Raw genomic sequence first — 23288 nt, forward strand, 5'->3', positions numbered from 1 at the left:
TGTGCCTTTCGGGTACGGAAAGCCGTTCGCTAGCGTGCGGCTCACCCCCAGCGATCGCGTGTTACAGTCTTGACTAGAGGCAACGCAACAGAAGCATTAGGGGGTTTAGATGTACGACACGGACAAGCGAAAGTTGTTGTCGGTACTATCTCATGGCTCGATCTTTCTTAGTACGACACTGGTGTCTATCGGGATACCCGTCGCGATGTTATTTGTATCCGATGATCCAGTTGTGAAAGACAATGCCAAAGAAGCAATCAACTTTCACTTCAATGTTTGGTTCTATGGAGCGATTATTGCCTTCTTAACTTTTATCACCCTTGGTTTATTGGGCTTTATCCTCGGACCTATCGGGTTTATCGTTCATTGGGCACTGACGATTCTGGCAATTACTCACTGTTTGGGTAATCCCGATCAACCCTACCGCTATCCCTTCACCTTCCGCCTGCTTTAAAAAAGGGAAAAGTAAAAAGGAAAAATTGTTTGAGTTTCACTTTTTACTTGCGTGGCTCTTAAAAGGTACGTGAAGTCAAGAAAGCTGTAGGTTGATTAATCATAATTTTCCCATAAAACCCGTCTTCTTTGAGAAAACGGGTTTTTGCATATTTTTAGGCTTTTGTCAATACTACGATAGATTTGCCGATGAACAAAGTGCGATCGCTTCCGGTTCATCAATCCAGAGCGATGTGCGATCGCTGGCAAAATTCTAGAGCCTCAAGAGGTTAAAATCCTAATCTGACCCGATCAAACTCCTCTCTCCTGTACCGATGGCAGAAACTTTATTCTTCAACGCCCTCCGCGCAGCCATAGACGAAGAAATGGCTCGCGACTCAGCCGTATTTGTCCTTGGTGAAGATGTCGGTCACTATGGCGGCTCGTACAAAGTCACCAGAGACCTGTACAAAAAATATGGTGACTTGCGCGTACTCGACACCCCCATTGCCGAAAACAGCTTCACCGGCATGGCAGTAGGTGCTGCAATGACAGGTCTCAGACCAATTATCGAAGGCATGAACATGGGCTTTTTGCTCCTTGCCTTCAACCAAATCTCTAACAACGCTGGAATGCTGCGCTATACCTCCGGCGGTAACTTCAAAATTCCGATGGTGATTCGGGGGCCAGGTGGCGTCGGTCGTCAATTGGGTGCCGAACACTCTCAGCGACTAGAAGCTTATTTCCAAGCAGTACCGGGTTTAAAAATTGTCGCCTGCTCCACACCTTACAACGCCAAAGGATTGTTAAAGGCTGCCATCCGCGACGATAATCCGGTTTTATTCTTTGAACACGTCCTCCTCTACAACCTGAAAGAAGATTTACCAGAGGAAGAATATGTGCTGCCCTTAGATAAGGCAGAAGTCGTGCGGCAAGGCAAGGATGTCACGATCCTCACTTATTCGCGGATGCGTCACCATGTCATGCAAGCGGCAAAACAGATGGAAAAAGAAGGTTTCGATCCGGAAGTAATTGACCTAATTTCCCTCAAGCCGCTGGATTTCGATACCATCGGTGCTTCCGTGCGGAAAACCCATCGGGTGATTATCGTAGAGGAATGCATGAAAACCGGCGGAATTGCGGCAGAATTGACAGCCTCAATTAACGATCGGCTATTTGATGAGCTAGATGCGCCCGTTCTGCGGCTATCTTCCCAGGATATCCCCACACCTTATAATGGAGCGCTGGAGCGGTTGACGATTGTCCAACCAGAGCAAATTGTGGAAGCCGTGCAAAAGATGATGGCACTCCAAGTGTGATCGGTCATTAGTCCTTAGTCCCTAGTCTGAGTCAATTGCCAATGACGAATGACTAATGACTAATGCCCGCTGACAATCAATCCGGATCGACCAGCCCAAAAGGGATTATCATAGCATTTGTTTGAGCGGGTCGTGGTATGCAGAGACAGCGTTCTTTATTAGCCTTAATTCTGGTTCTGGTGATTGCTTCTGTCACCGTGCTTGCCAGGATTCCAATTCGGCTGGGATTAGACCTTCAAGGGGGATCGCAACTGACGCTTCAGGTGAAACCCACTGAAGGCAAAGAAATCACGCGAGAAGATTTAGAAGCAGTTCAGAAAGTCGTAGAGAACCGGATTAACGGTCTTGGGGTGTCTGAAGCCATCGTGCAAACGGTCGGACAAGACCAGGTTTTGGTGCAGCTGCCGGGGGTCAGCGATCCGGAGCAAGCGGAACGGGTGCTGGGTGGCACCGCTCAATTGGATTTTCGCGAACAAAAGCCGGGTTCGGAAACCCAGTTGCAAATTGAACAACAGCTGCGACGGGAATTAAAAGCGAAGCAGGAAGAGTTGAGAAAGACGAAAGATGAAGCCGCGATCGCGAAAAATCAGGAAGCTCTCCAGCGGAGTAACCAAGCGATCGCAGCTTTGTTTGAGCGCACCGACCCCCCACTCACGGGCAAAAACCTCACGGGAGCGACCGCCCGACCTTTTCAGACGAGCGACAACTGGAGTGTCAACATTTCCTTTGATGCTGAAGGAGGCGGACGCTTTGCCCAGTTGACCAAAAATATCGCCGGGACGGGACGCACCTTGGGGATCTTCTTAGATGAAGAACTGCTCAGCGCTGCTACCGTTGAAGTAAAGTATGCCCAAGAAGGCATCAGCGGCGGCGGTGCCGAGATTACAGGCAACTTTAGCTTAGAAGAAGCTAACGAGTTGGTCGTCCAGCTGCGAGGCGGTGCCCTACCCTACCCCGTAGAAATCATTGAAAACCGTACCGTGGGAGCCACCCTAGGTCGAGATAGTATCCAAAGCAGTATTTACGCCTCTATCGGTGGTCTGATTTTGGTATTGATCTTCATCGGCGTCTATTACCGCTTACCGGGGGCAATTGCTGGGATAGCGTTAGTCATTTATTCGCTATTGTGCTTATCTGCCTTTGTTTTACTCGGCGTTACTTTGACTCTCCCTGGGATTGCTGGTTTTATTCTCAGTATCGGGATGGCAGTCGATGCCAATGTACTGATTTTTGAGCGGACGCGGGAAGAATTAAGAGCCGGGAAGAGTTTATATCGTTCGGTAGAATCTGGTTTTTATCGGGCATTTTCCAGCATTTTGGACGGTAACGTCACAACGTTAATTGCTTGTGGGTTTATGTTTTGGCTGGGTTCGGGTCTGGTAAAAGGCTTTGCCCTGACGCTAGCAATCGGAGTCTTAGTGAGTATGTTTACAGCAATTACCTGTAGCCGTACCCTACTCATGACAGCGATCAGCTTTCCAGAATTACGCAAGCCACAATGGTTTTGTCCGAATTTGCAGGCGTCAAGGAAGTCTGAGCCAGAGGTAGGGTCATGAAATTAAATCTAATCAAACGGCGATCGCTCTGGTGGACGATTTCTGCCGTCCTGATCCTGAGTGGACTGATTGCGATGGTAATCAACTGGACGCAGATCGGTGCGCCGTTACGTCCCAGTCTGGATTTTGTCGGCGGTACGCGGTTGCAGTTTGAACTCGATTGTTCTAAACCAAACAACTGCGATCGACCGATTGATATCGCGACGGTTCGGGAAGCGATCGCAGCTCAGGGTTTGGGTGACAGTAGCATCCAAGCGTTAACCAGGAACGCTCAAGGGCAAACTCAGCCGGGTGTGTCTATTCGCACCAAAGCGTTGAATGTTGACCAACGCACCAAGCTGCAAAATGCCTTAAACCAACTCAGAGCCTTCGATCCCCAAAAGACTCAGATAGACACGGTGGGACCGACTCTCGGACGCCAGTTATTTGCCTCTGGTTTACTGGCGATATTGCTCTCCTTTGTGGGTATTTTTGTTTACCTGACCTTCCGCTTCCAGTTCGACTACTCCTTGTTCGCCTTTGTTGCCTTGCTCCACGATGTTTTGATCACCCTAGGGTTTTTCGCTATCTTGAGCTTGGTGTTCGGTACTGAAGTCGATAGCTTATTTGTCGTCGCTATCTTGACGATCATTGGTTTCTCGGTCAACGATACGGTGGTGATCTACGACCGGGTTCGGGAAGTCATTAAACTGAATCCTGGAGAGCATATTAACCAGATTGTCGAAGACGCGGTTAATCAAACCCTGACTCGCTCGATTAACACCACCTTTACAGTGTTGCTGACTTTGTTTTCCATCTTTTTCTTTGGTGGAGAAACGCTGAAAAACTTTGCCTTAGCGCTGATTGTTGGGTTTGCCGCTGGTGCTTATTCCAGTATCTTCATTGCGAGTACCCTTTTAGCTTGGTGGAGAGAACGGACGGGTCAAGCGATCGCTATTGCGGCAACGGAACCCAAAGCTTCTGATGAAATCTGAAGGGCATAAGGCAAGAAGCAATGAATCAGGCAAGAGACGATCGCTGGGAGCAAGGGCGCAGAGGAGCTGGAGAGCCGGAGAGCGGGGAAGTACAGGATAATCTAGATTCAACTTCTCCTCTACCCCTGTGCCCTTCTGAACCTCTGACCCGCAACCCCCTCAGCCATGCCGATGATCCAAGCTTCCAACAGCAAGTGCAAAGGTTACACCGGCTGACTGTCTACGGCAGGTGGTTGGTCGCCGGGTTGCTTTGGATTACCATTGGTCCCTTGAGTCTCTGGGGCTTGCGCTACCCAATTTCTCTATTGCGGGAATACTTTACCTGGGCGGCAGTGCGATATGGACTTTATTACAATCCGCTGCCAGCCCTGGGACTTGCTTTGTGCATTGGCATGACAGCTTCTGTATTGGTGTGGCAAAGCCGGAATATTTTACTTGGAATATCCAATCGGGAACAACATCGCTTAGAGCAACAGGTATATCGGATTCGCCAGCAAGGGCAAAGTCATCCACTTTGGAAGTGGGTTTGTCAAGTCAATTAAAAATCGAATTCGCCAGCAAGGGCAAAGTCACCCACGTTGAAAGTGGGTTTGTCAAGTCAATTAAAAATTGTTCAATTTTATGACTTACGCACTGACAAAAAAACAATAACATATATTAAAATACGAAGCTTTTTGCAACTTGTTTGCTATGGAAATTCATTATGCTGTTTGCAAATGAAAACCTCTATAGTTCTAGTAGCAGGGAATTATTTGGCATAAACATGGCGTTTTTTTTCACGCTAAGTATTTTTACTCTTTACAATGCTTTTTAACAATGACTACGATAGAGCGCATGGCATGGCCTGCGTTCCAGCCTGTAATACATTGAGGGGAAAAGCCGGATAGTCATAAAAACTTTTAGTAATGACTCAACGGAAATAGGCAAAGTCGCGCGTGAATTCCCGTAGTCAACCGGATTAACACAATAAAAATTAGCGGCTTCATTAAGTGTGACTTACTGTAGGGTAAACCACGCTCAACCTTCACCACTAGCCATGCAAAAAATTGCTAATTGCTGTTCAACTATTCTCAACATAGTCCGAATTAATCAGCGACTAACTGTAGCTGATTGAATTGTGTTGCTATTTGCAAAAAAATTCCGAATTTGATGCAACAAATTTGAAATTAATTTCAAATTTGTATGCTTTTTATTGGCTATAAACAGGAAGGAAAACTTATGGCAGTTTCACTAGCTAAAGGGCAACGAGTATCACTTGAAAAAGTGGCACCTGGCCTAACAGAGATATTGATTGGACTCGGATGGGACGTTAAAGCTACAGACACAGGTTACGACTTTGATCTGGACTCATCAGTATTCATGTTGGGTGCCAACGATAAACTTATTTCTGACAACCACTTCATTTTTTACAATAATCTCACAAGTCCCGACCCTGATAAATCACTTCAGCACATGGGAGACAACCTCACTGGTGTAGGTGAGGGAGATGATGAAGTCATCAAAGTTAATCTCAAAAAAGTGCCAACCAACGTTCAAAAAATCGTTGTTACTGTAACTATCCACGAAGCACAGCAACGCAGTCAAAATTTTGGTCAAGTACGAAATGCTTTCGTGCGTATCGTTAATGCTCAGACAAAACAGGAAGCAATCCGTTACGACCTTGTGGAAGACTACTCGATAGAAACAGCACTAATCATGGCTGAACTCTACCGTAAAGACGGTGAATGGCGGCTCAATGCCGTGGGGTCAGGCTATCAAGGCGGCTTGCAAGCACTACTGGAGCGCTATAGCTAAAATTTAGAATCAAACTTGAATGAATTTTGTGGCGAACGACTACCCAATCAAGTAGCTGAAAAACATTACCAACCTAAGATATCTAGGATAATTTACATGGGAATCAACCTACAAAAAGGGCAACGCATCTCACTTTCCAAAGAAGCACCCGGACTAACTAAACTCATGTGTGGCCTCGGATGGGATGTAGCAAAACGCACGGGCGGCGGTTTGTTTGGAGCTTTCAGCAACACTCAAGACTACGATTTGGATGCCTCAGTAATCTGTTTAGATCAAAATGACAAAGTAAAAGATAAAGCTAACATTGTTTTCTTTGGCAACCTATCCCACCCCTCAGGAGCAATTACCCATCTGGGTGATAATCTCACAGGTGCAGGAGAAGGCGATGACGAGCAGATTCTTGTAGATTTAGCTCGGCTACCGAAGGAAATTGTGAAACTTGTTTTTACGGTTAATATTTACCACTGTATTGAGCGTAAACAAGACTTTACACAGGTAAAAAATGCTTTTGTACGTCTGGTAAATAGCTCTAATAATAAAGAACTTGCCAAGTATAATTTGTCCGGTGCTGAATACAAAGGAATGACCGGGATGATCATGGCTGAAATTTACAATCACAACAACGAGTGGAAAATGGCAGCCATTGGCAATGGTGTTAGCGTTAATGGGTTACATGAACTCGTGCAAGCCTATACTTAACCATTCGTTAAGTAGCTAGCTCGATAATTATTGAGTAATTAAACTCAATGTCAACTCTGAATGAAAGTCGCTTTGTAGTAAGAGGTAGTAATCATGTCAATTAACTTAAACAAAGGCGAAAGAATCAATCTCTCAAAAGAAGCACCTAGCATGAAAAATGCGGGTATTGGTTTGGGATGGGATATCAACGCTACAGATACAGGTTCAGCATTTGACTTGGATGCTTCTGTATTTATGTTGGGAGCTAACGGAAAAATTCCTAACGAAAAATACTTTGTATTTTATAACAACTCAACATCGCCAGACAGTTCTGTAAAACATCAGGGAGATAGCAAAACTGGCGAAGGTTCAGGAGATGATGAAACAGTTCAAATTGATTTGAGCAAAGTTGATGCTTCAGTTCAAGAAATAGTTTTTGTCGTGACTATCCATGAAGCAGATCAAAGAAAGCAAAACTTTGGGCAAGTGAGAAACTCTTACATCAGAATTTACGACAATGCCACAGAAAACCAAATTGCCAAGTATGAATTAGATGAAGAAGCCTCGGCAGAAACGGCAATTGAATTTGGTAAGCTTTACAGAAAAGATGGTGAATGGAGATTTCAAGCTGTTGGCGCTGGTTATAAATCAGGGTTGCAGAGTTTTGTAGATAAATACGCTTCTTAGAAGCTAGTTAAGGAGTTAATCAAAAGGGGGATTTATTATTGTCTCCCCCTTTTTTTTATAAATACTTAACTTGATTACCAGCATTGACCTATAAACATAAAGGCTCTAGTAAAAATGGAAATTGAATTATCCAAAGGCGGCAGATTTAATCTTTCTCAAGAAGCTCCACAGTTAAAGAAAGTTTCTATTGGTTTGGGCTGGCAGGTAAGTCAGCATGGACAAAGTTATGATGTTGATGCTTCGGTGTTTATGTTGGGCGCAGATAGCAAAGTTCCTGATGAAAGATACTTTGTCTTTTACAACAACCTTCAATCCCTTGATGGTTCTTTAAAACACTCAGGGGATAATAGAACTGGAGAAGGCAACGGAGATGATGAAACGATTTTTGTTGATTTAAAAAAAATAAATCCGATTATTCAAGAAATAGTTTTTGTTGTCACAATTCACGAAGCACATGAAAAAAATCAAAATTTCAGCCAAATTAAAAACGCATTTATCAAGATTTATAACCCAGAAACAAAAAGGTCTTTAGCTCGGTACAATTTGAGAGAAGCTTTTTCTCAAGAAACAGCTTTGGAATTTGGAAGATTGTATAAAAAGGACGGTGAATGGAGATTCCAAGCCGTAGGGGAAGGTTATAATGCTGGTCTACAAAGTTTTGTAGATAAGTATATTGTCGAAACTAACCCAGAAGAAAAGAAAGTAGAGCCTAAAGTAGAAATTCCAGTAATTGCGCCCACTCAAAACGCTCCATCGCTGCCTATTGATATTACAAAAAAAGCAAACATTAGTTTGTTGAAAACAAAAGTAGATATTGTTCTTACAAAAAAAGGTATTGCCAATGTTGTAGCCCGAGTTGCTTTGGTTTTAGATATTTCTGGCTCTATGCTCCAACAGTATACTTCTGGTGCAGTACAAGCCTTTCTTGAAAGAATAGTTCCAGTTGCCAGTAAGTTAGATGATGATGGAAAATTAGACGTTTGGTTTTTTGGTTCAACATTCAAAAGAACAAAATCAGTAGATGAGACAAATGTTGATGGTTACGTTCAAGAAGAATGTGGAGAGAAAAAAAGAACTTTCCTTATTTTAAAAACCTCTTCTCTGATGAAAGAACTAGGTTTTGGAAATAATGAAGCTTGTGTAATCCAGGATGTAATCAAGAAATACACTCAAGAAATGCCTAGTAAGCTGCCTACGTTTATTGTATTTATTAGTGATGGAGGCGTTACTGATGAACAAGGGATTACAAAAGCTGTGGTTGATGCAGCAAAATATCCTATATTCTGGCAATTTGTTGGCTTGGCTGGTTCTAATTATGGAATTTTAGAAAAATTAGACACGATGGGTGGTCGGATCGTTGATAATGCCGACTTTTTTCATGTGGATGATTTAGGAAAAATAACTGATGAGCAATTGTATGAAAGACTGCTGAATGAATTTCCGAGTTGGATTAAAAAGGCAAGAGCGAAAGGTATATTAAACTAGACTTACGCGGTTATTGTAAAATTAGCTCTAAAAAAATCTACTATAGAAATTACTTGTTATAAATCAATGTCTTTGTACGATCGCCTGGATTTTACCAGACCCACTCGTAAGCTTAAAGTCCCTATTTGGGAACGCATAAACCTGACTAGACCCCCCAAATTCCGCTGTCAGGGATGTCGTTCGCGCATCCAATCTCATTGGGGGTTTTGTCCTTCTTGCGGACGAACTATTGTAGAAAAGGATAGCGATCGGCGTTGCATTTGGATAGATGTCTCTGGGATGGATGTTACTGAGGAAAATAGAGAAGCGATCGCGACTATTCTTATCGATGCCTTTTCTAAAATATATGGTGCATTTAGAAGCGTCAAAGTATTTTTGACCTCAGATATGCCTGATATCCAAGAGTGGGGAGAGGACTTTACTCACGTTTATGTATTTGCTGACAACCAGCCAGTTGACTATCTGGGAGTGGCTACTTTTCAATTAGGAATGGTTACGAATCGTGCTATTGTCCGCATTGACCAGATATTTAATGCGTCTTACAATGCGAGTCTTAATGCTAATCAATTGTCTAATTTAATTGCAAATACGATAGCCCATGAAATCGGGCATACGTTAGGACTCGATCACTCTGCACTACAAACGGATGTTATGTATGATGGACTCGATCATATAATCCATAGTCTAATGCCTCCATCATTTCACGCTTCGCAAATCAACTCGATGAATAATGCCATCTCTAGGCAAGCCGCCAAAAGACGTTATTAGCATACAGCAGAGTAATAGCTGTCACCGTTGGAATTCTGCGGGATTAAGCGTAAGTTTTATCTTTAATTCTTTCTCAGGCGCACCGAGACAGAGCTGGTTCGGAACGAGTCTGCCGAATCGGAATTTCAATTAAAAACTCTGCCCCCTTTCCCGGTTCGGAAACACAAGTCAATTGACCGCCGTGCTTTTCGACGACAATCTGATAGCTAATGGACAAGCCGAGTCCCGTACCTGTGCCTATCGGTTTCGTAGTAAAGAAGGGGTCAAATAACTTACGACGGACTTCCTCGTTCATCCCAGGGCCATTATCAGCAATCCGGATGGCGATGCGATCGCTGTCTTTGACCTCGGTACAAATCCGAATACAAGACTGAGGAGCCGGGGAGCCAGAAAGCCAGGGAGATACCATCTCCTGTGCCCCTTTGCTTCTGGGTCCCTCTGCCTCCTCCAGGGCATCAATCGCATTATTGAGGATATTCATTAATACCTGGTTGAACTGACCGGCATAGCACTCCACCAATGGTAGGTCGCCATATTCTTTAACGACCTCGATCGCCGGATGGGTAGCGGTAGCTTTTAAGCGGTCTTGCAGCAATCTCAGAGTGTTGTCAATGCCTTCGTGAATGTTGACCGACTTCTTTTCTGCTTGGTCATGGCGCGAGAAGTTCCGCAGAGAGGCGACAATTTGCCGAATGCGGTCAGCCCCTAACTTCATTGAGGACAGCAGTTTCGGCATATCTGCGATCACGAAATCGAGATCGATTTCATCTATCAGATCCTGGATTTCCTCAGGGGGTTCGGGGGAGTGTTTTCCATAAAGTTGCAACAACTCGATCAAGCTTTGAATATAGTGAATGGCGTAGTCGAGATTCCCGTAGATGAAACTGACAGGATTGTTGATTTCGTGGGCAATACCAGCAACCAATTGTCCCAGACTGGACATTTTTGCACTTTGAATCAGCTGGGTTTGAGTTTGTTTTAATTCGCTTAAGGCTTGTTTTAGCTTTGCTGCTTTTTCTCGCAATTGCGCTTCTGATTGTCGCAAAGCTTTCTCCGCTTGCTGACGCTCTTTAACTTCCCTCTTTAGCAGCTCATTGGCGGCTTTTAATTCAGCGGTGCGTTCCTCAACTCGTCTTTCTAAGTCGTTATTTGCTTGTTCCAGCGCTGCTTGCGATCGCTTGCGTTCGGTGATATCCCTCGTTATTGTGGCAAAGCCGCGCAGCCGTCCATCTTCACTTCGTAAAGCTGTCACGACAACATTTGCCCAAAACTGCGACCCGTCTTGGTGTAAGCGTAAAGTTTCCCATTCACACCGACCGTCTAATGCTGCCTTTTGTAGAACTCGCTCAGGTTTGCCGCTCCTGCTCTCACTGGAAGGAAAAAAGCAGGAGAAATGCCGACCAATAATTTCCTCTGCCTGATACCCGTTCAGCCTTTCCGCCCCTTTGTTCCAACTAATAACTTGCCCGCGGGTATCGAGCATATAAATTGCATAGTCTTTGACATTTTTGATTAACAAGCGGAAACGCTCTTCGCTTTGCCGCAGTTCCTCTTCTGCCTGTTTGCGCTCGGTAATGTCACGGGCAGCGGCGTAAATTAATTGTTCTTCCGCGCACAGGGCGGCATTCCACAGCAGCCATTTGTAGGTTCCGTCTTTGCAGCGAAAGCGGTTTTCAAAAGTGACCGTCTCCCCGGTGCTGGATAGTTCCTGCAATTGAACCAGAGTAGATTCCCGGTCTTTGGGATGAATAAATGCAATCCACGGCTTGGCTAGAAATTCCTCAGATGTGAACAGGAGCGTTTTTTCGCACATCGGGTTCAGTCGCTTGAAATAGCCATCGAAACCAGCGATGAAAAACATATCCAGTGAGAGCGTGAAGAAACGATTATTCTCTGCTTCCACTTTGCTGCTCTCGGTAATTGGGGATTCTGCCGCTGGGATTGCCATTTTTCACTTTACCTACCTAGTTCGCTCAAATCATCTCCTTGATGCTTTCCCTGATGTTGACGGAGACTCTAGTCCTGATTAATTCTCAAATCTGGCGATGCATGTTTACACATCATATAGTTTTTTATTTATTACTTGACAGTTATTAACAATTTTTATGCGGAAGATTTAGATTTTGCATGTAAAATGCCTTGCCATATATTGCTGGCAAGAAATTTTTAATCCTTTAGCAGAGGATAGCAATCTTCTGTGAAGAGTTCCAGGAAATATAGCTTCTACAAGCTTGGGTGGGTATGATATCGTCTAGGCAACCTCTGTCTAGCTCCAGGCAACAGGGCTTGTCGGGTATATTTTCAAGCCACGAGGAGGCACTATCCTCAAGCGGAGATACAAATAATGAGTTTCCCGGTTTATTTGTGGCTGGGTTCGGTGCGGATTCACCCTCATATTTTGTTTGAGTCGTTGGCGTATGCGATCGCTTTCCGTTTATTAATCAAAAATGCTCGCGAAGATGCGATCGCACCCACGCAGCGCAGTTCGGTAATTGTCGGTGGCTTGGTAGGGGCGCTAGTCGGTGCGAAAGCGCTGGTTTTACTACAGCACATCGATTTAATTGGGAATAATTGGCAACTATTCTTTTTGGTTCTCCTTCAAGGAAAAACGGTCGTAGGGGCGTTACTCGGTGGATTGATTGGTGTAGAAATTACCAAGAAAATGATTGGTGTCAATCGATCTACCGGCGATGTTTTTGTTTATCCCTTGATTGTGGGAACGGCGGTGGGACGGATTGGCTGCTTTTTGACGGGATTAAGCGATCGCACTTACGGCATTTCCACTCATTTACCTTGGGGAGTAGATTTTGGTGATGGCATTCCCCGGCATCCGACTCAATTATATGAAGTTATTTTTTTACTAATTTTAATGATATTTTTACAAATTCGCAGCCGCTACTATCGGCAAGAAGGCGAATTATTTAAGTATTACATGATTTCTTATTTGAGTTTTCGCTTTTTCATAGATTTTCTAAAACCCGATTCTCACCCTATTTTGGGACTGAGTGCTATTCAACTTGCTTGTTTATTGGGAATTTTATATTATCGGAGCAGTATTCTAAAATTGTTCGTTTTTCAATCATCCAATGCAATTTACTATCAAGGGAAAGCAAGAAAAAGTAATCATTGATATTCAAGAAATAACAATCTCGATACAGACAATTATTGGGATAAAAATTGGATTAATTCAGAAATTGAGATAATCTTACCTGGCTATCACGCTAATTTTTTGGGTGATATACGGACTGAGGAAATATTTAGTTTCTTGGAACAACTTAAAGAGATATCTCAAACGCTATCTGGTATTGCAGAGCTAAGTACAATGGAAGGATTGATAAACTTAAAAGCAGAAATTAATAATTTAGGACACATCCAATGGACTGGAAAAAAAACTTATCCAATTGGTAATGGCAACACTTTAACCTTTAATTTTTCTAACGATCAATCTTTTCTCTCAAATCTTATAACTGAGTTGCAAATGATAACGAAGCATTTTTCTATAATTGGAAACCTGTGAATCCATACACCTAGAATCAATCAGGAAAGCTGATCGACCGATTGTAATCATTTTAACAAAAAAATATATGCCTACTCGAAACTACCTTTTCTATGCTTTAACTAACAGCGTTTGCTCTAAATGTCTCGTCAAAGTAGAGGCAAAAATTATCTTTCGAGATGATTGCGTTTACCTGGTAAAGCACTGTCCTACCCACGGACATCAAGAAGTCTTAATTGCTGATGATATCGATTATTACAAACTCTCCCAGGAATTTATCAAACCAGGGGATATGCCGCTTAAATTTAATACTCCCATAAAATATGGCTGCCCCTATGACTGCGGACTTTGCCCCGATCACGAACAACATAGCTGTTTAACTTTAGTAGAAGTAACAGATCGCTGCAATCTTTCCTGCCCAATTTGTTACGCAGATTCGGGCACAGAAGAAGTTTCTCAACATTCTAGTCAATCCCGGCGTCATCGCACCTTAGAGCAAATTGAAAGAATGATTGATGCGGTGGTGGCGAATGAAGGAGAACCCCAGGTTGTGCAAATTAGTGGGGGCGAACCAACGATTCATCCAGAGTTTTTTAAAATTCTGGATATTACTAAAAGTAAGCCAATTCGCCATTTAATGATCAATACCAATGGTATTAAAATTGCCAAAGACCGAAATTTTTGCGATCGCTTAAGTCAATATATGCCCGGAATTGAAGTCTATCTCCAATTTGATAGCTTTGAGGCGGCAGCATTAAAGGAGTTACGGGGGGCAGATTTGCGAGAGATTCGGGAACAAGCGATCGCGCATCTCAACGAGTTTAACATCTCGACAACTTTGGTCGTTACCCTGAAAAAAGGGCTAAACGACGGCGAAATTGGCAAAATCATTGAATACGCCTTGCAACAGCGATGCGTGCGGGGTGTTACCTTTCAACCGATTCAGGCAGCAGGGCGTCTGGAGGGATTTGAGCATGAGCGCGATCGCTACACTCTCACAGAAGTTCGTCGCTCTATCTTACAGCAGAGTCCCTATTTTAAACCAGAAGATATTCTCCCAGTTCCTTGCCATCCCGATTGTTTAGCAATGGCTTACGCGCTAAAAGTTAAGGGCAAAGTGATACCCTTAACTGGGCTTTTGGAGCCAAATAATTTTGTAAAAATCATGCCGAATTCTGTTCTTTATGAACAGGATGATGAGCTAAAGCGAAATATTTTTAATTTGTTTTCCACTAGCCATTCACCCACATCTTCTGCAACATCGTTAAAACAGTTACTTTGTTGCTTGCCACTACTACCTGTTCCTGAAGGAATTACCTACGAAAATATATTCCGAGTGATGATTGTACAGTTTCTTGACCCCTTTAACTTCGATGTCCGTTCTGTAAAACGTTCCTGCATCCACATTGTGCATTCCGATGGGAGGATTATTCCATTTGATACGTTTAATATGTTTTACCGCGAGGGAAGTGCTGGATATCACTTGGTTAATAATCGTCCCCTCTTGGTTTAATTTATCTAAAACCATTATTAACAACAAATATTAGTTTAATTCAGCAGGAGTTTTATGGAACATAAAAATGAATTGCTTGGGGTACTTTCCGGAATGCTGTTGTTATTAGGTATGCATCTTATCGCTGGTCTAGCAGTATTTTTAGTAAGTTTTCCTATTGCTGCTTTGCTAGGAGGAGGATACGCTATTTTAATCGTTTGGGCGTTTTCTGCTATTTCTATATTCTTATGGCAGCTTTTATATGTGATTCCGCTTATTTTTTGGCTAAGACGGCGACAGCGAGGGGCAATGGTGAAAGGGGTGATTATTTGTGCAGTTCTTACCGCTTTATTAAATGGAGCCTGCTATTTACTGTACTTTAGTCCTAAATAAAACGCTAAATTTTATAACACCCTAATATAGCAGCAATAATTTCATGTTTATAAGAACAAAATTATGCGCTCAAGGAATGAAATCACTGAAATGATTAGCAGTATATTCTTACTATTAGGAATACATATTTTAGTTTTGGTTATCGTAGGATTTTTATCGTCTATAATCGTGAATTTATTGTATATTTATACGATCGCTTAAATTGTAGCAATATTAATTTTTTATATTGGATTGTCTTAACTTCTGTATGTAATCCCAATAACTTTTTGGCTAAGACGGCAACAAAGATGGGGATTGATGAAAGGAGTGATTATTGGTGCAGTTCTCACTGCTTTACTCAACGGTGGTTGCTGGCTCTTAATCCTTTCGGTAAGCCGGTAAACATTATAATTCCCCGACCCAGCAGCACTATATTGAGTGGCTGCTATTCGCGCCTTTTTTCGTCTTCTTTTCGATTTTGAAAGAAATGGGACGAGGCGATTGAGGCGTGAGGTTCGATGGAGATTGGCTAGAAACAGAACGCATGGCTAGCGGCGTCTGGTCTTTAATCGACGCTGGTTCGTCTTCGTGGCTTTGCAAAAAAGGAAAGCTAGATAGTTTGTCGTAGTTAGATGCGATCGCTAAAAACGCACCTCCCAGAATATACACCGGCAACGGCAGCGTGAACTGTTTCAACCACTGATAGATTTCTGCAAAGCCAAACAGCAGCAAAAAACTGGCAACCCACACTCTCATATTTCTACTCAACCCAATCCCAAAATTTATATCTCTATTAAAACCTAGATACCTAAAATAAAATGCGAGAGCCTTTTGTCAGTCTCTCGCGTCAGCAATTCACTTAGATAGCCCTTGCTAGAAGGCTTTGAACGCAGTCGTAGGGACTCACGAGCGTGCATCCCTACCCTTGGGGGTCTAGTTTATACTTTCGTCGCTGCCAACGGTTGGCTCTTTCCAGACGTTAACCGCTCGTAGGTTGCCCGCATCTTCAGACCGACCAGCACTTGGAACAAGCCAGTTCCGTTATTAGAGCCTGGATATTCCCGATGCTTGAGCAACAGTTCGGTCAGTTCCCCGTGGTACTTAGCCGCAGTCTTGCTGAGGTGGCTTTCAATGTAGATGACTTCCTCTAGCTTGTCGAACTGACCATCTACTTCCAGAACGGACACCTCATGACCATAGTAAGAGTCTGGGCCATAGTACATCTTGATGCCAGGGTAGCCGCAGGTTAGCTTACGACCGCAGGGTCTCCAATCAATCGTAGACCCTTCATCAAATAGATAAGCTGGCTCAAAGCCTTCCACGCCATCGCGCTGAAGCAAGCGCACCCGCAGGATTTGACCTACCTTCTCTTCCTTGACTAATTGCGTCGGCAACACCTGGATCACAACGTCAGCGTGTTCCTTCTGCGGCTCGATGTAGGCAGTAAAATCTGGGCGGCGAGCGTTGATGGCAGCGAGTACGTCTTCGTATCGGTGCCCGCGCTCAGCCATATCCCGCTGAATCTTCCAGGCAATCTTAACGTCATCGCTGATGTCGAGATAAACGCTGAAGTCGAGGAGCGATCGCACCCGCTCATCATACAAAGGATGAAGCCCCTCAATCACAATAATATGGTTAGGATCGACTCGCTCTGGAGGATCGATCTCGCCGGTTTCGTGGTTGTAAATTGGCTTTTCAATGGACTGACCGTTCTTGAGCGCTTTGATCTGCTCGGCCATCAGATCGAAGTTATTCGCCTTGGGGTTCAGCGCCGTAATTCCAGTTTCTTTGCGCTGTTTCCGATCCAGGCTATGGTAATCGTCCAGGCAAATCACCGTGACGAAATCTTCCCCAAACAAATCTGTTAATCGGCGCAAAAATGTAGATTTACCGCATCCGGAGTCTCCAGCAACACCAATTAGAACCACGCGATCCAGCTGACTGGTCATAGCTTCCCTCTAACGCAAAAAATTTTTTCTCATTGAGTTTTAAGCAATCTAAATCCTCAGCCCGGAGGGCACCCCGTTGGTTACTCTTGCAGCTCTTGCGACACAGCAAGAAGGCATAACCAGTAGGAGCTTACAGCACCCTAGAGTAAGGCCCGTTGGGGAAGACTCAAGCTTCGTCCAGTAAGTATTTAATACTAGATGTTACACAGTATCTTACCAGAACGGGATAGACGCTACAAGCTAACCCCAGTGGAATCATCTCGCTCAGTATTTATGCTACGGCGTGCCGTGCATTTTTAGAAAGGAAAAATTAAATTGACTCAATGGAGACATTATTTAAATAAATTGCTGGCTACCCTAAAAAAAGCTAGCGAAGGGTTTCCCAATCGCCATCCGGCGAGGAAGAATATCCCTAATATTAGCGACGTTAACTATCCAGAAACTATCCAGATTCAGTCATTGCCCTCTTTTACCTGCCCTCGGTCAGCAGAGCGATATGTGGTGGAAAGACCGCTTTGTAGCAGAATGTTAACAGAAGGTGGGTTCGGAGATATTTAAGAGCAATGTACAATTCCACAGCAGCCAACGGTACTGCCAATTCAGAATCTGGTAGCCGCGTCTTTGTTTATGAAGTGGTGGGCCTGCGTCAGAACGAAGCAACTGACAACGTAAACTACCCGATTCGTCGTAGTGGCAGCGTGTTTATCACAGTGCCCTACAATCGCATGAATCAAGAAATGCAACGGATCGCTCGTTTGGGCGGCAAAATTGTCAGCATCCACCCTCTGGGTGCTGACAACGGAGCAAATGGCTCTAAGGGTAGCTCCCCCAGCTCCCCTGCTGCCGCAAGCGTTGAGTCAAGTGCAACGAATGCTCCTGCCACTTCGCAAACCGTCGCACAGGACACTCAAGCACCAAAAGAGAGTAAGCCTATGACTCAAGCGAAGGAAAAAACGGAAAAAGATATTCCCGTTAATATCTACCGCCCGAATAATCCCTTTATTGGTAAGTGTCTGAGTAATGAAGAGTTAGTTGGTGAGGCTGGGATCGGCACCGTTCGTCACCTGATCTTTGACATCTCCCAAGGGGATCTCCGTTATTTAGAAGGTCAAAGTATTGGCATCATCCCGCCGGGAAATGACAACAAGGGCAAACCCCACAAACTAAGACTGTACTCGATTGCCTCGACTCGTCATGGCGACAAGGTTGATGACAAGACTGTATCGCTGTGTGTCCGGCAACTAGAGTATAAGCATCCAGAAACGGGCGAAATGGTCTATGGTGTTTGCTCTACCCATCTGTGCAATCTCCAGGTTGGGGACGATGTGAAAATTACCGGACCAACTGGTAAAGAAATGTTGTTACCAGAAGATCCGAATGTCAACGTGATCATGTTGGCAACCGGAACGGGTATTGCGCCATTCCGCGCTTACCTGTGGCGGATGTTCAAGGAAAATGAAAGAGCAGTTAACACCGACTACGAATACAAGGGTTTAGCTTGGCTCATTTTCGGGATTCCCACCAGCCCCAACATCCTGTACAAGGAAGAACTTGAAGAACTGCAACAGCAGTACCCTGAAAACTTCCGCCTCACCTATGCCATCAGCCGGGAACAGAAAAACCCCGAAGGCGGCAGAATGTACATTCAGGATCGGGTGGCTGAACACGCTGATGAACTCTGGAAAATGATTCAGCAAGAGAATACCCACACCTATATCTGCGGTTTGAAGGGTATGGAAGGGGGCATTGATGAAGCCCTCTCCGCCGCTGCTGCCAAGGATGGGGTGACTTGGAGCGAATACCAAAGAACGATCAAGAAGGCTGGTCGTTGGCACGTAGAAACCTACTAGGTTACTACTGGCTGGAAGTCCTGCCTAGTCGTCTCTCCTTGACTCTCATAAAAACCCAGTTTCTTAAAGAAACTGGGTTTCTCAGTTTGATGGCGCTCGCTTCAAGCCAACTGGCGCGTCTGTCTTACCAGAATTGAAACTGGGAAGCAGGCGCGTCAATCCTTTGGAGGAAGGTTATTTTCCTGATTCATTGCAAGATATTCAGGCGTGGGCGTAGATTCGCACAGATGAATATCTGCAATGATTATTTCTCTTGACAAAAGTCCTCAAAGGATATAAGCAAAGCAGTCAGTTGATCCAATGATGAGAATTAAGTTAAATTTAATTAAGTTCACGTTTAAGGTGCCAATGTTCGCCCTATAGGGACAAGCCTAAATGTCCTGGTGGTAGCAAATCCAGCTTTTGGCTGGGATTTCCTGCCTAAAGTCTTGCTCAATTAGGTAAAAAAAGGAATGTTTCAGTTCCTTCAACTAGCTCTCATCCCTTGTTTGTGATAACGCTTTATCTGCGCTGAATCTGCTTCTATTAGCCGTATCTAGAGACAACCGATTTATGAAATTTTCCTGGAGAATATTAGTACTTTGGACATTACCCGCCTTAGTCATAGGGTTTTTCCTCTGGCAAGGGGCATTTGCTGCTGCTCCCACCGATATGGGCAAAAACACTGCTAGTACCCGCATGACCTATGGGCGCTTTCTGGAATACCTAGATGCCCAAAGAGTTACCAGTGTTGACCTCTACGATGGGGGTCGGACAGCAATTGTCGAAGCCGTCGATCCGGATCTGGATAACCGCATCCAACGGCTGCGGGTAGATTTGCCAACAACTGCCCCAGAATTGATTGCTAAGCTCAGAAACGCAAATATCAGCTTTGATACCCATCCCGCTCGCAACGATGGAGCTATCTGGGGATTTTTGGGGAATTTAATTTTTCCAATTTTGTTGATTGCTGGGCTGTTCTTCCTATTCCGTCGCTCTAGCAACATTCCTGGCGGTCCGGGGCAAGCCATGAACTTTGGCAAATCAAAAGCTAGATTTCAGATGGAAGCCAAAACCGGCGTCAAATTTGACGACGTCGCCGGGATCGAAGAAGCCAAAGAAGAACTTGAAGAAGTCGTTACCTTCCTCAAACTCCCAGAGAAATTCACCGCCGTGGGTGCGAAAATTCCCAAAGGCGTTCTGTTAATTGGTCCTCCCGGAACCGGGAAAACATTACTCGCCAAAGCGATCGCAGGAGAAGCCGGGGTTCCTTTCTTCAGCATCTCCGGCTCGGAATTTGTGGAGATGTTCGTCGGCGTCGGTGCATCCCGCGTCCGCGACTTATTCAAAAAAGCCAAAGAAAACGCACCCTGCTTAATCTTCATCGATGAAATCGACGCAGTGGGAAGGCAACGGGGCGCAGGCATCGGCGGTGGAAACGACGAACGGGAACAAACCCTCAACCAGTTGCTGACAGAAATGGACGGGTTTGAAGGCAATACCGGGATTATTATTATTGCCGCGACCAACCGCCCCGATGTTCTGGATTCGGCGCTGTTGCGTCCGGGACGTTTTGACCGACAAGTGATGGTGGATGCACCGGATCTTAAGGGACGCCTTGCGGTTCTGGAAGTCCACGGACGGAACAAAAAAATTGCTCCCGAAGTTTCCTTAGAAGCGATCGCTCGTCGGACTCCAGGCTTTACAGGTGCTGACTTAGCGAACCTGCTCAACGAAGCTGCTATCTTGACCGCTCGCCGTCGCAAAGAGGCCATCACGATGATGGAAATCAACGACGCCGTTGACCGGGTGGTAGCGGGTATGGAAGGCACGCCGCTGGTGGATAGCAAGAGCAAGCGACTGATTGCCTACCACGAAGTAGGACACGCCATCGTCGGTACCCTAGTGACCGACCACGACCCAGTCCAAAAAGTCACCCTCGTGCCACGGGGTCAAGCGCGTGGCTTAACCTGGTTCACTCCTAATGAAGATCAAGGCTTAATCTCCAGATCCCAGCTATTGGCACGCATTACCGGCGCTTTAGGCGGACGTGCGGCTGAGGAAGTCATCTTTGGCGATTCCGAGATTACTACGGGTGCTGGCGGAGACTTGCAACAGGTGACAGGTTTGGCACGGCAGATGGTTACGCGGTTTGGAATGTCTACCCTCGGCCCACTGTCCCTAGAAAGCCAGAGTGGTGAAGTGTTCTTGGGACGCGATTGGACGAGCCGTAGCGAGTATTCTGAGGAAATTGCTTCCCAGATTGATGTGCAAGTGCGGTCAATTGTTGCTAAATGCTACAAAGATGCCTGCAAGATCATGAGCGAAAATCGGGAAGTCATCGATCGACTCGTAGACTTGTTGATTGAGAAGGAAACCATTGACGGTGAAGAGTTTCGCCAAATTGTTGCTGAGTACACAGATGTACCAGAAAAAGAGCAATTTGTGCCGAGTTTGTAAATTGTCTTGAGTTTAGAGTTATGAACTAATTCATAACTCTTTAGGATATGGGGATGAGGTAGCTCATCCCCGTTTTTTTTATTTGTGCTGGGAGGAAGGTGAATGCGATCGCGATATCTTCCATTAAAAATTTTGCGACTTGGTAGCACCTGCTTGCTTGAGTAATTCAATCACCTCAGTGTGTTGCCCACCTTTGTGATGTCCTTCCATAATGCCCAACTCAGCATATTCAAGAGGATTACAGAAACCTTCCGCATTCACATCAGCACCCGCCTCTACAAGGGTGCGAACAATCTCAAGATGTCCCGCGTAAGCAGCACGAAGTAGCGGATTAAAATCGCCTTCGCTGTCTCTTTTGTTTACGTCTGCACCCGCTTCAATCAGCATCCTCACGATTTCATAATGCCCTTCTAAAGATGCATTGCATAACACGGTGCTATTCATCCTGTGATTAACGTCTGCGCCTGCTTGAATTAACGCTCTAACCTGTTCTGCATTTCCGTCAGAGACTGCTTGAATTAAGGCAATATCATTCATTCCCTCTTCTGAAGCACCCGCTTGTTTGAGCAGGCGAACAATTTTAGGATATCTGCCACCCTCAGCCAGCATCATTGCTGTATTGCCCTCATCATCTCTAGCATCAAGGTCTGCACCTGCTTCTATCACAGCCTGTATTGAATCGGCATAACCTGCCATAGCAGCCCACATCAGGGCGGTACGACCATCCTTACGTTTAAGATTGATGTTCGCTCCCGCTCCCACTAATATTTTGACCACCTCAGCCCGTTTTCCTGTTGCAAAAAAGCTTCCAGCTACGTGCATTAAAGCGGTTTTTCCTTCACCCAATCCATCTTCTTCACTCAAAATATTTAAGTCAGCACCTGCATCAATTAGAGCCTGAATTACTGGAATATGAACGTAATGAGCCGCATACATGAGGGCAGTTTGACCGTTAGAGCCAATGGCATTGATGTCTATCCCCTTCTCAATGGCTGCTTTTACCGCTTCGCCTTTTCCAAACATTGCTGCATCAATCAAGTCTTCGACATCCTTCTTCTGTAACCGCTCCTTTTTCTTGACACCTTTCTCAATTTCTCTCTCCCCTACTTCCGGATATCTTCAGAAATCAAAGGATACAGATAACCGTAAATTTCACGATGCCCGCTATAAGCTGCGTAGAGCAAAGGAGTATTAGAGTGTTCGTACCAAGCATTAGCATCAGCTCCTGCTTCTACCAGCATTTGCACCATCTTAAATTGACCGTTGTTAGCCGCCGCCATTAATGCTGTGTAATCGCCTTTGGGGTAGTTGATATCTACGCCAGCCTTGAGCAGAAGCTGCATGATTTCTATATCTCCGTTTGCCGCAGCTAATGCTAGAGAAGTATCGCAACTGCGTCCTCCTCGAGGATTAACGCCTGCCTCTAGAAGAGCGCGAACGATCTCCACTTGTCCATGCTCAACTGCCATGCCTAAAGGTGTGTACTCGCAATCCCACCCACATTTATTGACTTCAGCACCAGCAGCAATGAGAGCGCGGACAATCTTAAGCTGTCCGTGTTTGGCAGCAACTACGAGAGGAACCGGATCATCCCAAGCTGTTGGATTGACCTCAGCTCCTGCTTTAAGCAAAGCTTTTACAATTTCAACATGACCGGAAGCGATCGCTGCTATCAATGCCGTTTTTTCTTCCCCCTCATCAAAATTTTCCTCTTCGTCAAACTCTACACCTTCATCTTGGGAGGAGTTTTGCTGCTCATTGGTACTCGCACTATTGACGTTCTTTTCATTGGAAAAAGCATCAACGAACTGCGTAAAGCCTGCATAAAAGCCTTTTGCTTGATCGGGAGCATCTTCAAGCGCTTCGCTTATCATCTCGCCTATAGCGGTTCTCACATGAGAGGAATACACTCTGAGGTATCAGGAGCAACGTAGTAACAGCAATGAGTGAACCAGCCAATCATGTCTTTAATGGTGACTGAATTGAATGCTTCTGTA

The 23288-nt window shown here is 44.8% G+C and carries 22 protein-coding genes; 17 read left to right on the forward strand and 5 right to left on the reverse strand.

The window, feature by feature from the left end:
• Window positions 1-109: 109 nt before the first annotated feature.
• The 11 genes from NC994_RS23625 to NC994_RS23675 all read left to right on the forward strand — a co-directional run bounded on the left by NC994_RS23625 (window position 110) and on the right by NC994_RS23675 (window position 9693).
• Window positions 110-454 (forward strand): DUF4870 domain-containing protein, encoded by a 345-nt coding sequence (locus tag NC994_RS23625; RefSeq protein ID WP_190414512.1) that lies wholly within the window; start codon window positions 110-112, stop codon window positions 452-454.
• A gap of 91 nt (window positions 455-545) precedes the next feature.
• Window positions 546-710, forward strand: a complete 165-nt coding sequence (locus tag NC994_RS23630) for a hypothetical protein (protein WP_190438391.1) — start codon at window positions 546-548, stop codon at window positions 708-710.
• Window positions 711-767: 57 nt separating this feature from the next.
• Window positions 768-1751, forward strand: coding sequence for an alpha-ketoacid dehydrogenase subunit beta (locus NC994_RS23635; protein ID WP_190414510.1), 984 nt, complete (start codon window positions 768-770; stop codon window positions 1749-1751).
• Window positions 1752-1888: 137 nt separating this feature from the next.
• Complete coding sequence (secD, locus tag NC994_RS23640; protein WP_190438394.1) at window positions 1889-3307, forward strand: protein translocase subunit SecD; 1419 nt, start codon at window positions 1889-1891, stop codon at window positions 3305-3307.
• Complete coding sequence (secF, locus tag NC994_RS23645) at window positions 3304-4281, forward strand: protein translocase subunit SecF (RefSeq protein ID WP_190438399.1); 978 nt, start codon at window positions 3304-3306, stop codon at window positions 4279-4281. Before secD ends, secF begins: the two co-directional genes overlap by 4 nt.
• Before the next feature lie 125 nt (window positions 4282-4406).
• A complete protein-coding gene (locus NC994_RS23650) occupies window positions 4407-4823 on the forward strand; it encodes a hypothetical protein (RefSeq protein ID WP_190438448.1) in 417 nt (138 codons plus the stop codon).
• Window positions 4824-5499: 676 nt separating this feature from the next.
• On the forward strand, window positions 5500-6075 hold the full coding sequence (locus NC994_RS23655) for a TerD family protein (RefSeq protein ID WP_190438403.1): 576 nt from the start codon (window positions 5500-5502) through the stop codon (window positions 6073-6075).
• A gap of 96 nt (window positions 6076-6171) precedes the next feature.
• Window positions 6172-6774 (forward strand): TerD family protein, encoded by a 603-nt coding sequence (locus tag NC994_RS23660; protein WP_190438406.1) that lies wholly within the window; start codon window positions 6172-6174, stop codon window positions 6772-6774.
• Between the two features lie 93 nt (window positions 6775-6867).
• Complete coding sequence (locus NC994_RS23665; protein ID WP_190438409.1) at window positions 6868-7440, forward strand: TerD family protein; 573 nt, start codon at window positions 6868-6870, stop codon at window positions 7438-7440.
• A 114-nt stretch (window positions 7441-7554) separates the two neighbouring features.
• The gene (locus tag NC994_RS23670; RefSeq protein WP_190438412.1) at window positions 7555-8925 is read left to right on the forward strand and encodes a VWA domain-containing protein; all 1371 of its coding nucleotides are present in this window, start codon (window positions 7555-7557) and stop codon (window positions 8923-8925) included.
• A 66-nt stretch (window positions 8926-8991) separates the two neighbouring features.
• Window positions 8992-9693, forward strand: coding sequence for a zinc-dependent metalloprotease family protein (locus tag NC994_RS23675; RefSeq protein ID WP_190438415.1), 702 nt, complete (start codon window positions 8992-8994; stop codon window positions 9691-9693).
• A 73-nt stretch (window positions 9694-9766) separates the two neighbouring features.
• On the opposite strand, the gene NC994_RS23680 is transcribed toward NC994_RS23675, so the two are convergent.
• The gene (locus NC994_RS23680) at window positions 9767-11641 is read right to left on the reverse strand and encodes a PAS domain S-box protein (protein ID WP_190438418.1); all 1875 of its coding nucleotides are present in this window, start codon (window positions 11639-11641) and stop codon (window positions 9767-9769) included.
• Between the two features lie 396 nt (window positions 11642-12037).
• Between NC994_RS23680 and NC994_RS23685 the strand changes: the two genes are divergently transcribed.
• The 4 genes from NC994_RS23685 to NC994_RS23700 all read left to right on the forward strand — a co-directional run bounded on the left by NC994_RS23685 (window position 12038) and on the right by NC994_RS23700 (window position 15074).
• Window positions 12038-12823 (forward strand): prolipoprotein diacylglyceryl transferase family protein, encoded by a 786-nt coding sequence (locus tag NC994_RS23685; protein WP_190438421.1) that lies wholly within the window; start codon window positions 12038-12040, stop codon window positions 12821-12823.
• Between the two features lie 135 nt (window positions 12824-12958).
• Entirely contained in the window at window positions 12959-13210 is a 252-nt protein-coding gene (locus NC994_RS23690) for a hypothetical protein (protein WP_190438423.1), read from the forward strand.
• Between the two features lie 67 nt (window positions 13211-13277).
• Entirely contained in the window at window positions 13278-14702 is a 1425-nt protein-coding gene (locus tag NC994_RS23695) for a radical SAM protein (RefSeq protein ID WP_190438427.1), read from the forward strand.
• Window positions 14703-14756: 54 nt separating this feature from the next.
• Window positions 14757-15074, forward strand: coding sequence for a hypothetical protein (locus NC994_RS23700; protein WP_190438428.1), 318 nt, complete (start codon window positions 14757-14759; stop codon window positions 15072-15074).
• A 408-nt stretch (window positions 15075-15482) separates the two neighbouring features.
• On the opposite strand, the gene NC994_RS23705 is transcribed toward NC994_RS23700, so the two are convergent.
• Window positions 15483-15809 carry a hypothetical protein gene (locus NC994_RS23705; RefSeq protein ID WP_190438430.1) on the reverse strand — a complete coding sequence of 109 codons (327 nt, stop codon included), beginning with the start codon at window positions 15807-15809 and terminating at the stop codon, window positions 15483-15485.
• 182 nt (window positions 15810-15991) lie between these two features.
• Complete coding sequence (locus NC994_RS23710; protein ID WP_190414500.1) at window positions 15992-17002, reverse strand: phosphoribulokinase; 1011 nt, start codon at window positions 17000-17002, stop codon at window positions 15992-15994.
• 563 nt (window positions 17003-17565) lie between these two features.
• Here NC994_RS23710 and petH point away from each other — a divergent pair.
• Window positions 17566-18852, forward strand: a complete 1287-nt coding sequence (gene petH / locus NC994_RS23715; RefSeq protein WP_190414499.1) for a ferredoxin--NADP reductase — start codon at window positions 17566-17568, stop codon at window positions 18850-18852.
• 552 nt (window positions 18853-19404) lie between these two features.
• Complete coding sequence (ftsH2, locus tag NC994_RS23720; RefSeq protein WP_190438432.1) at window positions 19405-21291, forward strand: ATP-dependent zinc metalloprotease FtsH2; 1887 nt, start codon at window positions 19405-19407, stop codon at window positions 21289-21291.
• A gap of 123 nt (window positions 21292-21414) precedes the next feature.
• Here the strand turns inward: ftsH2 and NC994_RS23725 are convergent, their stop codons facing one another.
• Both NC994_RS23725 and NC994_RS23730 read right to left on the reverse strand, forming a co-directional pair.
• Window positions 21415-22329, reverse strand: coding sequence for an ankyrin repeat domain-containing protein (locus tag NC994_RS23725; RefSeq protein WP_277881138.1), 915 nt, complete (start codon window positions 22327-22329; stop codon window positions 21415-21417).
• Between the two features lie 65 nt (window positions 22330-22394).
• Entirely contained in the window at window positions 22395-23165 is a 771-nt protein-coding gene (locus NC994_RS23730; RefSeq protein WP_190438438.1) for an ankyrin repeat domain-containing protein, read from the reverse strand.
• Window positions 23166-23288 lie beyond the last annotated feature (123 nt).

The organism is Trichocoleus sp. AS-A1 (assembly GCF_039962015.1).
Classification (GTDB): domain Bacteria; phylum Cyanobacteriota; class Cyanobacteriia; order Cyanobacteriales; family FACHB-T130; genus FACHB-T130.